The following is a 14,805-nucleotide window of genomic DNA, read 5'->3' as shown; positions in this document are numbered from 1 at the left end:
CTCACATGTCGGCGGGTGACGCTCTCTAACCCGCTGTCACCGGCTCCCTACCGGCATGGATCGCCGACATGATCGCGCGGCTAGCATTTTCATAGCGCCGGTCATTCACATATTCGCTGCGGATGGCGAATTCGTGCATCACCAAGATGCGGTCGGCGAGCGCCACCATTTCCGGCATATCGCTGGAAATCAGCAGGATCGACATGCCTTTGTCGGCGAGCGCATTGATCAGCTCGTGGATATAGGCCTTGGCCTTGATGTCGATGCCGACGGTTGGCTCGTCGATGATCAGGATATCGACATTGGCGGCCAGCCATTTGGCCAGTGACACTTTCTGCTGATTGCCGCCCGAGAGATTGCCGACCAGCTGCTCGAGGCTCGGCGTGCGGATTTCAAGCTGCTTGGCGAGTGGTGAGGCGATCCGGGTCTCGTCGCGCGCGGTTAGCAGGCCGAGCGATTTGGCGATGCGGCTCCAGACGGTGATGGCGATATTCGGCCGGATCGGATGGGAGAGGATGACGCCTTCATATTTGCGGTCTTCGCTGGCATAGCCGATGCGGTGGCGCTTGATCGCGTCCTCGACCGAGCGGATGCGGATGGGCCCGCCATCGATCAGTATTTCACCGCCGGTGATCTTGTCCTTGCCGATCAGCGCCCGGGCAAGTTCTGTGCGTCCGGCTCCGACCAGGCCATAGAGGCCGAGAATCTCGCCCTTCTGCAGCTTGAAGCCGATATTGGCGTGGCCGGCGGCGGTGGAAAGATTGCGGACTTCAAGCTTGGGCTGACCCATGTCGGGTTTACCGGAACGGGCATCGACCATGCGCTCGCCGCGGCCGATCATCGCCTCGATCAGCGTATGGCGGGTCATGCCAGCGATCGCAGCGCCCTTGAGCGTCGTCTGGCCGTCGCGCAACACTGTGACGCGGTCGCAGAGCGACAGAACCTCTTCCAGTTTGTGGCTGACGAAGAGGATGGCCGTGCCCTGGTCGCGGAGCTGGCGCACCAGCCGGAACAGCGTCTGAGCCTCCCCAGAAGTCAGCGAGGCGGTCGGCTCGTCGAGCAGCAGCACCTTGGCCTCGTGGCTCAGCGCCTTGGCAATCTCGACCATCTGCATCTGGGCGACGGACAGACGCCGCACTTCGATCGAAGGATCGATGTCGAGGCCGATCTTGCTGAGATGCTGGCGCGCCTCTTCGTTGGCGCGGCGGAAATCGACGAGGCCGTTCTTCGTCGGCAATTGTTCCAGCACGATATTCTCGGCGACCGAGAAGCGCGGGATCAGATTGCGTTCCTGATGCACGGCGGTGATGCCAAGACGGATCGCCTCGCGTGGGCTGGACAGCGAAATCTCCTGACCGTCGAGCTGCATCGTGCCGGAATCCTGCTTGTGGACGCCGGTAATGACCTTGATCAGCGTCGACTTGCCGGCGCCATTTTCACCCATCAGCGCGTGAATCTCGCCTTTGTCGAGCGTCAGCGCGGCGTCGCTGAGCGCCCGCACGCCGGGGAAGGACTTGCTGATGTTTTCCAGGACCAGGACCATCTCAGTCTTCTCCAATGCGGACGGCACGGTAGCGATTGATCCAGACGGCGGCGAGGATCAACGCGCCGAGCAGGAAGGTCACCCAGTAGGGATCGACCGCGAGCAGCACCATCGCATTCTGGATGAGACCGACAAGCAGCACGGCGATCACCGTGCCGAGGATCGAGATCGAGCCGCCGGCCAGGCTGGCGCCGCCGATGATCGGCGCGGCAAAGGAGATGACCAGCCAGTCGGAGCCGATGGTCGGTTGTGCCGAACCGAGCTGGGCGACGGCAAGCACACCGGCCGCGGCCGCCGACAGGCCGGAGATCAGGTGCGCCGTCATGATCGCACGCTCGACGGAAATGCCGGATAGCTGGGCGGCATGGGCATTGCCGCCAACCGCGAGCAGGAAGCGGCCCTGGCGCGTGCGGGCGAAGAACACGATGAGGATTACCGTGACGATCAGCGGCACGATCAACAGAAAGGGGAAAAGCCCGAAACGGCCATTGCCGAAGGCGACGAATTCCGCTGGCAGGTTATAGAAGGGGACGGCCTTGGTGATGCCGGTATTGATGCCGGCGAAAGCCGAACCGGTCGCCAGCGTCACAATAAACCCGTTGATGCCGGTGCGCACCGTCAGCCATCCGTTGATCAGGCCGGCAACGCCGCCGGCGGCGAGTGCGATCAATACGGCGGGAATGGTCGGCACATGCCAGGCATCCATCAGCCCGCCCACGGTGATGGCGACGAGACCGCCCAGTGCACCGACCGAGAGGTTCATCTGGCCGACGCCGAGCATGACCATCTGGCTGAAGGCGACCAGCAGCGATACGCAGATCGAACGCAGCATGACGAACCAATTGAATTCGGTCATGAACTGCGGATTGGCGAAGGAGAGGGCAATGCCGCCGAGGATGACAGCGACGAGGATGCCGGACCATTGCAGGCGGATAGCGGCGGAAAGAAATCCGGTCATGCGCGCCTCGTCTGTTCGCGTGCGGCGAGGATGGAGCGATAGCGTTCGATCAGGATCGCTGCCAGGAGGAAGATGCCGAGGAACAACTGGAGCCAGAAATTGCCGATCTGCAGCACCAGAAGCCCGCTGCGGATGGTCGAGACCAGCAGCGCACCGAGTATGGTGCCGATCACGGAGACCATGCCGCCGGCCAGCGCCGTGCCGCCTATAACCGGTGCGAGGAAGGACGGCAGCAGCCAGTCGTCACCGGCCGCGGCAGGAAGGGCGGCCGAATTCTTGGCGGTCAGCATGATGGCGGCGGCGGCGGCCAAGACGCCGGACAGCGTATGGGTGAAGACGATAATGCGGTCGACCGGCACGCCGGACATCTGGGCCGTCCGGGCATTGGCGCCGACGGCCAGAACCTGCCGGCCGAGCACCGTATGCTGAAAGAAGACGTAAAGCGCAGCACCGATGACGAGCGCCACGACTGCCAGCGAAGGCAGGCGTCCGATGCCGGACTTGGCGAAGGCGCCGAGTTCCGGCGGCAGGCCGTTGAGCGGCACGCCTTGCGAGAAGATCAGCATGCCGCCCATGAACAGGCTTGCCGTCGCCAGCGTGACGACGAAGCTGTTGACACCGGTCCGGGTGATGGCAAAGCCGTTCAGCCAGCCGAGCACGCCACCGAAAACCAGCACCAGCGGCAGCGTCACGATGATCGGCAGGCCAAGGATCTGCAAGAGATAGCCTGATATCATCACGGCGCAGACGCCGATGGCGCCGACCGACAGATTCATCCCGCCAGTCGCCAGTACCACCATCTGGGCAAAGCCGACGACAACGTCGATTGCCACAGAGCGACCGAGCGAATTCAGGCTGAAGCGCGACAGAAAACCCGGCGCCAGAGATGAGAAAACGACCCATAGGATCACCAGGATCACGAACAGGCCGAACTGGTTCGAACCGCGCGTGAAGAGTTCGGTGACGGTGGCTGGCACCGTCCGTCTGGGCGATGAGGCTTGATCCATGGATGTCATTGGAGGACGATCTTGAGTGTTTGGCAAGTCATTGTCGTTGGCGCCCTGCGTCATGCACGCATAGGGTAAGGCGGCATGAACACCGCCATGCCGAAAGCCTCAGCGGCAATCGGAATGCGGAGGCCGCCACCCGGCCTCCGCCAATGTCACGCCATCACTTGCAGGCCAGATAAGTATCCTTGAACGACCCAGCCAGCTTCTTCGTCAAAGCCTTCAGGTCATCCTTGTAGCTGGTCAGGTTCTGCGTCGAGATCAGCAGCGTGCCGGAGTCGATGAAATGAGCGGTTTGCGGCGTCTTGATCCAGGGGGCATCCGCTTTCAAGGTGCAGCCCGAAGCCAGTTGGTCGAGCGCGAAAGCGCCGATATAGGCCTGACCATAGGGATTCTGCGCCATGGTGCCGGAAACGAAGCCGTCCTTGATGCCGTCGAGCACGATCTTGTCGTCGTCGATGCCGATCATCTTGATGCGCTTGTCGCCGAGATTCTTGAGCGCCGTCGCGGTCACGACCGAGGAAACATAGCCGGTAGCGATGATGCCGCCGATCTTGTCCTTCGAGGATGCCAGCAGCGCATTGACCTTCTGGTCGCCCTTTTCCTGCTCGTCGGTATCGCCGATGGTCTGTAGTAGCGTCACGGCGCCATTGGTTTCGGCAACCGCCTTCTCGACCGCCTTGACGCGGAGCTGCGTGTTGGGGTCGATCAGCAGGCCGGCCATGTGAACGATAGCGCCTTTGCCGCCCATGGCCTGGATCAGCGCCTTGGTGCCCATATAGGCAGAGGCGGACACGTCTGTCGCCATGCAGAAGCCCATATCAGTCGGGTCGGTCGCGCAGCCGCCGAGCGCCACGGACGGGATATTGTTGCTCTTGAATTCGGCGACGGTCGAGTTGATGCCAACGGCGTCACCCGGGAAGATGCCGAAGCCGTTGTCGCCCTGCGCTGCCAGGCTTTCGAGCAGTTCGGTCTGGCGCTCGAGCTTCCATTCGGCCGGCACCTTATATTCCACTGAGGCGATGCCGAAATCCTTCTGAGCATCCTTTGCGGCCTGTTCCCAGGGCGCGAAATAGGGATGCGGGCCACCGGGGACGAGCGCGATCTTGTTGCTGGATGCGAAAGCGGCGGTGAGTGGCGCGGATGCGACCGAGCAAGCGAGCAGGGCTGCGGCGAGGCCGCGCGATAGGTTGAATGTCATGGTTTTCCTCCTTCGAGCGCCCTCGCATTCCTCCCGCGATCCGCGCTGGAACAATCGGTAACACGAACGAATATCGCGTGCAATATTTAATTATTGACATTTTGGCGACTGTCGCATCTAACAGGACAAGCGTCCTGAAGTCGGCAGATCAGGACCCTTCGGGAGGAGCGCATGCACGACAAGCCGGCACGATCATCGAAGGTCGACCGATCACGACTTTTGCCGGAGTTGCGGCGCATGCTCGAGGCTGCCGACGCGCTCAACGCGACGCCTGTCGAGCAGCAGACGCCGGAAGAGGCCCGCGCCTCGTCGGAAATCCGCATCGGCAGCCAATGGGGCCGGAAAGACGATCTCGATACAATCGAGACCTTCCATATTCCAAGCGGTGGCGCTCGCATCTCCCTGCGGCTCTATCGTACATTGCGCGCGAAAAACACAATTCTTTATTTTCACGGCGGAGGTTGGGTCGTCGGCAGCCTGGAAACGCATGACGGCATGCTGCGTGCGATGACGCTTGCGACCGGCGCCAATATTCTCTCGGTCGAATATCGCAAGGCACCGGAGGCTCCGTTTCCCGCTTCGCTCGAGGACGCGCAAGCGGCGCTCGACTGGTTGGATAAGCATGCTGCCGAAAACGGATGGGATTGCAGCCAATTCATCGTCATGGGCGACAGCGCCGGCGCCAGTATCGCGGCAACGCTTTCGGTCCGCGCCCGCAATCTGTGCCGACCGTTGTTTGGCCAAGTGCTCATCTATCCCGCCACCGACCTTGCCCATGCCACCGAAAGCCGCGAGAAATTCGCCGCCGGTTATTCCCTTAGCCGGGAGACACTTGACTGGTTCGCCCGGCACTATATGTCGGGCGGCGTGGCTGCGACCGACCCTGAACTTTCTCCGCTGCTGATGCAGGATCTGGCGCACCTGCCGCCGACACTGCTCGTCACGGCCGATCATGATCCGTTGCGCGACGAGGGGCGTGCCTATGCGCAGAGGCTGATCGGCGCAGGCAATGACGTTACCTATGCCGAGCGGCGGGGGACCGTGCACGGCTTCATGATGATGGATCGGTTCACGCCGGCCGCGCGCCAATTGATCGGTCGTGTCGCCGAATGGTGTAACCAACTTTGGCGCCAATAGAACGATATGAACACTTCCTCGAATGCAATGAGCTCGATCGGCAATAGGCCTGAACCGGCCTATGCGACGATTTACGGCGTGCTGCGTGATCATCTGGATCGAAAGGCCTTGCCGGCCGGCCTTGTTCTCGGCCAGGCAAATGTCGCACGCGCCTTCAATGTCAGTCGTGTCCCTGCCGGTATCGCGCTGGCGCGACTGCACGACGAAGGCATGATCAATACGTTCGAGGGGCGCGGCTACATTGTCCCGCATGGGGAGCCGCTCCGCGTCGATCTGGTCGGTGCGGGGCTGAGCCTGCCTCCGGAAATTACGTCCCCCGCGGTCAACCGTCGCGAACAGATCTATGTTGAAGTCGAGCACACCGTGGCCGTGTGCCTCGCCTATGGCCGTTTCATGCTGAACGAGACTGCGCTTGCTGCGCATTATGATGTTAGCCGCACCATCGCGCATGAGGTTCTGACCCAGCTCGAACGCGCCGGCATCATCGAACAGGACAACAATAACCGATGGTATGCCGGGCCGCTACGGGAACATGAGTTCGAACAGCATTACGAAATTCGCTGGCTGCTGGAGCCACAGGCCCTGAAACAGGCTTTTCCACGCACGCGGCGCGAGGACATCGAGGCACGGCTGACGCGGATCCGGGGGGCTCAACAGCAAACCATACGGCCGCCGGAACTGGAGCTGCTGGAAACCGACCTCCACATCCACACCTTGGAGCTTTGCCCCAACGTCATCCTGCTCAATACGGTCAGGCGCAGTCTGCGTATCCTGATCGCGACCCATTCGACCTTTGCCAATCATCAGAACCGCGATGAATTGGGCAGGATGGTCACGGAACACACCATGATCTATGAGGCTTTGATGGCAGAAAACGTCGATTTGGCCGCCTCCATCCTAGAAGTCCACCTGCGGCGGTCCGTGGGGCCGAATCTCGAAATTCTGCAAAGGCTTGGCCCATTGCCGGACGCCGTCTGCCCGCCCTATCTCGTCCAGGTGAAATGAATTCAACCCTAAGCGGCGGCATTGCGAGAGCCGGCATAACCACTATGCAACGCCCTCGGCAGCCGGCACGATCATCGCCAGCGCATTGTCCAATTGCTGCTGCGTGAACGGCTTGGTGAGCCGGGCAAGCTTGATCGCCGGCTCGCCGCTCGGCAGTTCGGCATAGCCCGATGCCAGGATTACCGGCAGGCCGCGATGGCGAGCGGCGATCGCCTCGGCGAGCTGGATGCCGGTCATTCCCGGCATGGCGTGGTCGGTGAGGACAACATCGAAGCGCTTGTCGGAGGCAAGAAGATTGAGCGCCTGCTGGCCGGAATTGGCCTCGTCGACCTGATGGCCGAGATCTTCGAGCATGGCGACGGTGCCCATCGAGACGAGGAAATCGTCATCGACGACGAGCACGCGCAGATGCCTGCGGCCGTTCGGCTGCGGCGTCATTTCCGGCGCCGAAGCCGGCGGTTTCTGCACCGGCATCGTGCCGGCGACCGGCAGCCAGAGCGAGACATGCGTGCCTTGGCCAACCGCGCTTTCCAGTTCCAGCATGCCGCCCGACTGCGCCGCGAGGCCATGCACCATCGAGAGCCCCAGTCCCGTTCCCTTGCCTATGCCCTTGGTGGTGAAGAAGGGCTCGGTCGCCCGTGCCCGCGTCTCGTCATCCATGCCGATCCCGGTGTCGGAAACGATGAGTTTGACGTAGCGTCCCGGTGCGAGCCCGGTCGGTCCTTCCCGGACGTCCACAGCCTGCTCCGTCGCCTTTATCGTCACCATGCCGCCGTCCGACATGGCATCACGCGCATTGACCAGCAGGTTCAACAGCGCAAGTTCAAGCTGATTGGCATCCACAAGAATGGGCGACAGGGGCGAGCCGAGCACCTTTTCCAGCCGGATGGCGGGACCGACCGCACGGCGCAGCAATTCTTCGATATTGCCGACGAGCCGTTCGACGTTGACGGCTTCCGGCTTCAACTCCTGCCGGCGGGCAAAGGCAAGCAGGCGCTGGGTCAGCGCCGAGCCGCGCTCGGCCGCCTGGATTGCATTGTCGAGCAGTCTTCGGGCGCGATCATCGCCGGTGAGGTGTTTCTTCAGCAGATTGAGACTGCCGAGAGCGGCCATCAGCAGATTGTTGAAATCGTGTGCAACGCCGCCGGTGAGCTGGCCGATCGTATCAAGTTTTTGTGCCTCGAAAAGCTGCGCCAAAGCCTCTTCCCGCTCGCGCGTGCGCTCCTCGATGCGCTGTTCGAGTTGTTCGTTGAGCGCGACGAGCTGGGCGGAAGACGCTTCAAGAGCGGCGGTGCGCTCGAGGACGCGCTGTTCGAGTTCAGCGTTCAGCCGCTCGAGTTCGCGCGTCTTGCGGTAGAGTTCGGCGAAGACCTTGACCTTGGCGCGGAGAACTTCCGGCACGATCGGCACCGAGACATAATCCACCGCGCCGGCCTCGTAGCCGCGCAGCCGGTCCGGCTCGGTCATCATCACGGCGGAGACGAAGATGATCGCGGTCTTCTGGAAACGGGGGTGTTCCCGGATCATGGCGACGAGTTCGAAACCGTCCTGCTCGGGCATGCAGACATCGACGAGGATGACGGCCACTTCGTTCTTGAGCAGCTTTTCCAACGCTTCGCGGCCCGAACGCGCCTTGATCAGGTTTTCTCCCAGTTCCTGGAGGATGACCTCGTAGCTCAAGAGCTTCGAGGGCTGATCGTCGACGAGTAGGATATTGACTGGCTCCATTGTCAGACCTCAGCGATGCAGCCACATGCGCAAAGCAGTCAGCAATTGTTCGGTGTTGACCGGCTTGGCGAGATAGTCCGATGCGCCGGCTTCAAGGCATTTCTCGCGGTCGCCCTTCATCGCCTTGGCCGTCAGCGCCACGATCGGCAATCGTCGGAAGGCGGGATCGGAGCGGATGGCCTGCATCGTCTCATAACCGTCCATGCCCGGCATCATGATATCCATCAGAACAATGGCGATATCGCGTTCGCTCTTGATGATGGCGATCGCATCATTGCCGTTGGTGGCTGTCAGCACGTTCATGCCGCGTCGTTCAAGCACGCTGCTGAGCGCAAAGATATTGCGCGCATCGTCGTCGACGAGAAGCACAGTACGGCCGACCAGATCCTCGTCGGAACTGTGTAGCTTCTCCAGCATCTTCTGCTTGGCCGGCGGCATTTCCGAGACGACGCGGTGCAGGAACAGTGCCGTCTCATCCAGAAGCCGCTCGGGCGATTCCACGCCCTTGACGACGACGCTGCGGGCCATGCTGTGCAACTGGGCGTCCTCGTCGGGCGAGAGCTCGCGGCCGGTGAACACGACAACCGGCACCTCGCTGATCGAGGCGTCATCCCGGATGCGCTCCAGCACTTCGAAGCCCGACATATCCGGCAGCTTGAGGTCGAGCACTATGCAATCTGGCGAATCTTCGCGCAGGGATTGCAGGGCATCCGCACCGGTGCCGACATTGATGATGTCGATGTCGTCGAAGCCGAGCAATTCGCCGACGCCCAGCCGTTCGCGCTCATCGTCTTCGACGACGAGCAGGCGCTTGCGCCGCGGCTTGGCGAATTCCTTGAGCTTGCCGAGCGCCTTGTCTAGGCCCTCGCTGGTCGTGGGCTTGGTCATGAAGCCGAAGGCGCCGCGCGCCAGGCCATGTTGGCGGTCTTCGTCGAGACTGACGATCTGCACCGGAATATGTCGCGTCAGCGGGTTCTGCTTCAATTGGCTGAGCACAGTCCAGCCCAGCATGTCCGGCAGGAAGATGTCGAGCGTCACGGCCGTCGGCGCATATTGATTGGCAAGCTCGAGCGCGTCGGCGCCGCGCGTTGCGATCAGCACCTTGAAGCCGTTGTCGCGCGCTAGGTCGGCAAGCACCGAGGCATAATGCTGGTCGTCCTCGATGACGAGCAGGACCGCGTCGCCGGCCTTGATGACGTTGCGGTCATCCGGCATCTGTTCCGGAGCGGTGTCGCTCAACAGCATGGCCGGACGCGCGAGCTGCACCGGCTTGGCCTCACCAACGGCCGGGCGGCCCGGCGTCGATACCTTGCCGACATAGGTTTGTGGAACGTAGAGGGTGAACGTGCTGCCCACGCCCGGTGTGCTACGCAGCTGGATTTCGCCGCCCAGCAGATTGGCAAGCTCGCGGCTGATCGCCAGGCCGAGGCCGGTGCCGCCATATTTGCGGCTGGTCGACGCGTCCGCCTGCTGGAAAGCCTCGAAAATGATCCTCTGCTTTTCCGGCGGAATGCCGATGCCGCTATCGGTGACTTCAAACGAGATCACCGCCGGCGCGTGGTTGAGCGAGAAATTGTCGGAACTCCAGCCGCCCTTGACCGGCGCCACCTGCAACCTGACGCCGCCCTGCTGGGTGAACTTGAAGGCGTTGGACAGCAGGTTCTTCAGCACCTGTTGCAGGCGCTTGGAGTCGGTGATGAGGCTGCGATCGAGATCGGATGATAGCTCGACCTCGAAGGACAGGCTGCGGTTTTCAGCTTCGTGGCGGAACGGCCGCGTCAACACGTCGACGAGATTGGTGAAGAAGATCTCCTCGGCTTCGACCGAGACAGTGCCGGATTCGATCTTCGACAGGTCGAGGATGTCGCTGATCAGGTTGAGAAGATCCGTGCCGGCGCCATGGATGGTTCGGGCGAATTCGACCTGCTTTCCGGACAGGTTGCCGTCCGGGTTCTCACCCAGCTGCTGGCCGAGGATGAGGATCGAGTTCAGCGGCGTGCGCAGCTCGTGCGACATGTTCGCCAGGAATTCCGACTTGTATTTCGAGGTCAGCGCCAGTTCGGTCGCCTTCTCTTCGAGCGCCCGGCGCGCCTGCTCGATCTCCTGGTTCTTGGCTTCGACTTCGACATTGCGTTCGGCGAGCTGCTGCGCCTTCTGTTCGAGCTGGTCATTGGTCTGCTGCAGTTCGCGCTGTTGCGATTGCAGTTCCGTTGCCAGCTGCTGCGACTGCTTGAGCAGGCCTTCCGTCTGCATCGTCGCCTCGATCGAGTTGAGCACGATGCCGATCGAGGCGGTCAACTGATCGAGGAAGGACAGCTGCCATTCGGTGAAGGAGCCGGTCGAGGCGAGTTCGATCACGGCCTTGACCTGGCCCTCGAACAGCACTGGCAGTACGATGGCGCTCCTCGGCTTGACCTTGAACACGCCGGAGCTGACGGAGGCGACATCGCGGGGCAATTCGGTGATCAGGATGCGACGCCCGTCCTGGGCACATTGGCCGATCAGGCCCTGGCCCATCTGCAGCCGCTCCCGATGGCCCTGCGCGCCATCGGCTGCATAAGCGGAGAGCAATCTGAGACTGGATTGATCGCCTTCGGTCTCGACCTGATAGATGACGCCATGCTGGCCGCCGACGAGCGGGGCGAGTTCGGAGAGCAGCATGCGGCCAACGGTGGCGAGATGCCGCTGGCCCTGCAGCATGTTGGTGAAGCGGGCGAGGTTGGTCTTCAGCCAATCCTGCTCGGTGTTACGCTCCGTCGTCAGACGGAGATTGCCGATCATGGTGTTGATATTGTCCTTGAGCTCGGCGACTTCGCCGCGCGCCTCGACCTGGATCGACCGCGTCAGGTCGCCCTTGGTGACGGCGGTCGCCACTTCGGCGATGGCGCGCACCTGGGTGGTCAGGTTGGCGGCAAGCAGGTTGACGTTGCCGGTCAGGTCTTTCCAGGTGCCGGCAGTGCCCGGCACATTGGCCTGGCCGCCGAGGCGGCCTTCGACGCCGACTTCGCGTGCCACCGAGGTCACCTGATCGGCGAAGGTGGCAAGCGTGTTGGTCATGTTGTTGATGGTTTCGGCCAGTGCGGCGACCTCGCCCTTGGAGGCGACGGTCAGGTTCTGCTTGAGGTCGCCGTTGGCGACAGCGGTGACGACCTTGACGATGCCGCGCACCTGTTCAGTGAGGTTGGCGGCCATGACGTTGACGGTGTCAGTCAGGTCCTTCCAGGTGCCGGCGACGCCCGGCACCTGCGCCTGGCCGCCGAGTTTGCCTTCGGTACCGACTTCGCGGGCGACGCGTGTCACTTCACCGGCAAAGGCGTTGAGCTGGTCGACCATGGTGTTGATGGTGTTTTTCAGCTCGAGGATTTCGCCCTTCACGTCGACGGTGATTTTTCGCGACAGGTCGCCGCGCGCCACGGCGGTGGTGACTTCGGCGATGTTGCGCACTTGCGTGGTCAGGTTGGCGGCGAGCAAGTTGACGTTGTCGGTCAGGTCCTTCCAGGTACCGGCGACACCAGGCACGACGGCCTGACCACCCAACCGGCCGTCTGTGCCGACTTCGCGGGCGACGCGCGTGACTTCACCGGCGAATGACCGCAACTGGTCGACCATGGTGTTGAGCGTATCCTTGAGCAGCAGGATTTCGCCGCGTACGTCGACGGTAATCTTGCGCGACAGGTCGCCGTTGGCGATTGCCGTTGCCACTTCGGCAATGTTGCGCACCTGGGCCGTCAGATTGCCGGCCATCGAGTTGACCGAGTCGGTCAAATCCTTCCAGGTCCCGGCGACACCGGACACCTGTGCCTGGCCGCCGAGTTTGCCTTCGGTGCCGACTTCGCGGGCCACGCGCGTGACTTCGCCGGCAAAGGCGTTGAGCTGGTCCACCATGGTGTTGATGGTGTTCTTCAGTTCGAGGATTTCGCCCTTCACGTCGACGGTGATTTTTCGCGACAGGTCGCCGCGCGCCACGGCGGTGGTGACTTCGGCAATGTTGCGCACCTGGCCGGTGAGGTTGGAGGCCATGGAATTGACGTTTTCGGTCAGGTCCTTCCAGGTGCCGGCCACGCCTGGCACCTGCGCCTGACCGCCGAGCTTGCCTTCGGTGCCGACTTCACGGGCGACGCGCGTCACTTCCGAAGCGAAGCGGTTCAGCTGGTCGACCATGGTGTTGAGCGTTTCCTTGAGCTGCAGGATTTCGCCACGCACGTCGACGGTGATCTTGCGCGACAGGTCGCCATTGGCGATGGCCGTCGACACTTCGGCAATGTTGCGCACCTGAGCGGTCAAATTGCCGGCCATGGAATTGACCGAGTCGGTCAGGTCCTTCCAGGTGCCGGCGACGCCGAGCACGTTTGCCTGTCCACCCAGCCGTCCCTCGGTGCCGACTTCCCGGGCAACGCGCGTCACTTCGCCGGCGAAGCCGTTGAGCTGGTCGACCATGGTGTTGATGGTCTCTTTCAGCTCCAGTATTTCTCCCGAAACCGTCACCGTGATCTTCTTGGAAAGGTCGCCCTGCGCCACGGCAGTCGCCACTTCGGCGATATTGCGCACCTGGCCGGTCAAGTTGGACGCCATGGAATTGACCGAGTCGGTCAGGTCCTTCCAGGTGCCGGCCACGCCGCGCACGTTCGCCTGGCCACCGAGCCGACCTTCCGTGCCGACTTCGCGGGCAACGCGCGTCACTTCCGAGGCGAAGGCGTTGAGCTGGTCGACCATGGTATTGATGGTCTGCTTGAGTTGCAGAATTTCGCCTTTGACGTCGACGGTGATCTTCTTGGACAGGTCGCCACTGGCGATGGCGGTCGACACCTCGGCGATGTTGCGCACCTGGGCGGTCAGATTGGACGCCATGGAATTGACGTTGTCGGTCAAGTCCTTCCAGGTGCCGGCCACGCCCGGCACTTGCGCCTGTCCGCCCAGCCGGCCTTCGGTACCGACTTCGCGGGCGACGCGCGTGACTTCGCCGGCGAAGCCGTTGAGCTGGTCGACCATGGTGTTGATGGTCTCTTTCAGCTCCAGGATTTCGCCCGACACCGTCACCGTGATCTTCTTGGACAGGTCGCCATTGGCGATGGCGGTCGAGACTTCGGCGATGTTGCGCACCTGCGCCGTGAGGTTGGACGCCATGGAATTGACGTTGTCGGTCAAATCCTTCCAGGTACCGGCAACGCCTGGCACCTGCGCTTGGCCGCCGAGCCGGCCTTCGGTACCGACTTCGCGGGCGACACGCGTCACTTCGCCGGCGAAGCCGTTGAGCTGGTCCACCATGGTGTTGATGGTTTCCTTGAGCTCCAGGATTTCGCCTGACACGTCGACGGTGATCTTGCGCGACAGGTCGCCGCGCGCCACGGCCGTGGTGACCTGGGCGATGTTGCGCACCTGGGCGGTCAGGTTGCCGCACATGGCGTTGACCGAGTCCGTCAGGTCCTTCCAGGTGCCGGCGACGCCGGGCACCAGCGCCTGGCCGCCGAGCTTGCCTTCGGTGCCGACTTCGCGTGCCACGCGCGTCACTTCCGAAGCGAAGGAGCGCAACTGGTCGACCATGGTATTGATGGCTTCCTTGAGCTGCAGGATTTCGCCGCGCACGTCGACGGTGATTTTCTTCGACAGGTCGCCGTTGGCGACCGCGATGGTGACTTCGGCAATGTTGCGGACCTGGGCCGTCAGGTTGGACGCCATCGAGTTGACGCTCTCCGTGAGGTCGCGCCAGACGCCGGTGACCTCGCTGACCTGCGCCTGACCGCCCAATTTGCCGTCAGTGCCGACCTCGCGGGCGACGCGGGTGACTTCCGAGGTGAAGACGCTCAACTGCTTGATCATGGTGTTGATGATCGAGGCGGCGCGGAGGAACTCGCCCTGCAGCGGCCGGCCGTCGATATCGAGTGGCACGGTCTGCAGCAGGTCGCCCTTGGCGACTGCGGCGATGGTGCGGGTGACCTGCGTGGTCGGCCAGCTAAGGTCGGCGACCAGGGTATTGACGGACTGCTCCATTTCCGCCCAGGAGCCGCCGGAGAGACCGAAACGGACGCGGGTATTGATCTTGCCTTCGCGGCCGGCCATCCGTCCGACATAGTCGAGCTGGTCGGCAATGCGCTCATTTTCTTCGACGATGTCGTTGAAACAGTCGGCAATCTTGCCGGCTATTCCCGTCTGGTCGCCGGGCAGCCGAACGGTGAAATCGCCACGCCGCATCGCCTGCAGGGCGCCGAGAAGCGCTGCGAGATCCAGG

General features: G+C 62.6%; 8 protein-coding genes. 2 read left to right on the top strand and 6 right to left on the bottom strand.

What is annotated here, in order from left to right; translation table 11 throughout:
- Positions 1–25: 25 nt before the first annotated feature.
- The 4 genes from AC1DYF_RS22125 to AC1DYF_RS22110 all read right to left on the bottom strand — a co-directional run bounded on the left by AC1DYF_RS22125 (position 26) and on the right by AC1DYF_RS22110 (position 4,709).
- Entirely contained in the window at positions 26–1,543 is a 1,518-nt protein-coding gene (locus AC1DYF_RS22125) for a sugar ABC transporter ATP-binding protein (RefSeq protein WP_477878922.1), read from the bottom strand.
- A gap of 1 nt (position 1,544) precedes the next feature.
- A complete protein-coding gene (locus AC1DYF_RS22120; RefSeq protein ID WP_477878921.1) occupies positions 1,545–2,501 on the bottom strand; it encodes an ABC transporter permease in 957 nt (318 codons plus the stop codon).
- Positions 2,498–3,517 (bottom strand): ABC transporter permease, encoded by a 1,020-nt coding sequence (locus AC1DYF_RS22115; protein ID WP_477878920.1) that lies wholly within the window; start codon positions 3,515–3,517, stop codon positions 2,498–2,500. Before AC1DYF_RS22115 ends, AC1DYF_RS22120 begins: the two co-directional genes overlap by 4 nt.
- 154 nt (positions 3,518–3,671) lie before the next feature.
- A complete protein-coding gene (locus AC1DYF_RS22110) occupies positions 3,672–4,709 on the bottom strand; it encodes a sugar ABC transporter substrate-binding protein (RefSeq protein WP_477878919.1) in 1,038 nt (345 codons plus the stop codon).
- 171 nt (positions 4,710–4,880) lie between these two features.
- Here AC1DYF_RS22110 and AC1DYF_RS22105 point away from each other — a divergent pair, with 171 nt between their 5' ends.
- Together AC1DYF_RS22105 and AC1DYF_RS22100 are read left to right on the top strand one after the other, a co-directional pair.
- Positions 4,881–5,846, top strand: a complete 966-nt coding sequence (locus tag AC1DYF_RS22105) for an alpha/beta hydrolase (protein WP_477878918.1) — start codon at positions 4,881–4,883, stop codon at positions 5,844–5,846.
- Between the two features lie 6 nt (positions 5,847–5,852).
- On the top strand, positions 5,853–6,851 hold the full coding sequence (locus AC1DYF_RS22100) for a GntR family transcriptional regulator (RefSeq protein WP_477878917.1): 999 nt from the start codon (positions 5,853–5,855) through the stop codon (positions 6,849–6,851).
- A gap of 42 nt (positions 6,852–6,893) precedes the next feature.
- On the opposite strand, the gene AC1DYF_RS22095 is transcribed toward AC1DYF_RS22100, so the two are convergent.
- Positions 6,894–8,579, bottom strand: a complete 1,686-nt coding sequence (locus AC1DYF_RS22095) for a response regulator (protein ID WP_477878916.1) — start codon at positions 8,577–8,579, stop codon at positions 6,894–6,896.
- 9 nt (positions 8,580–8,588) lie between these two features.
- Positions 8,589–14,768 carry a HAMP domain-containing protein gene (locus AC1DYF_RS22090; RefSeq protein WP_477878949.1) on the bottom strand — a complete coding sequence of 2,060 codons (6,180 nt, stop codon included), beginning with the start codon at positions 14,766–14,768 and terminating at the stop codon, positions 8,589–8,591.
- Positions 14,769–14,805: the final 37 nt, after the last annotated feature.

This window comes from Rhizobium sp. P2_G9, from assembly GCF_056403475.1.
Note: the sequence above shows the minus strand (reverse complement) of the source record. Positions and strands in the feature narration are given on the sequence as shown.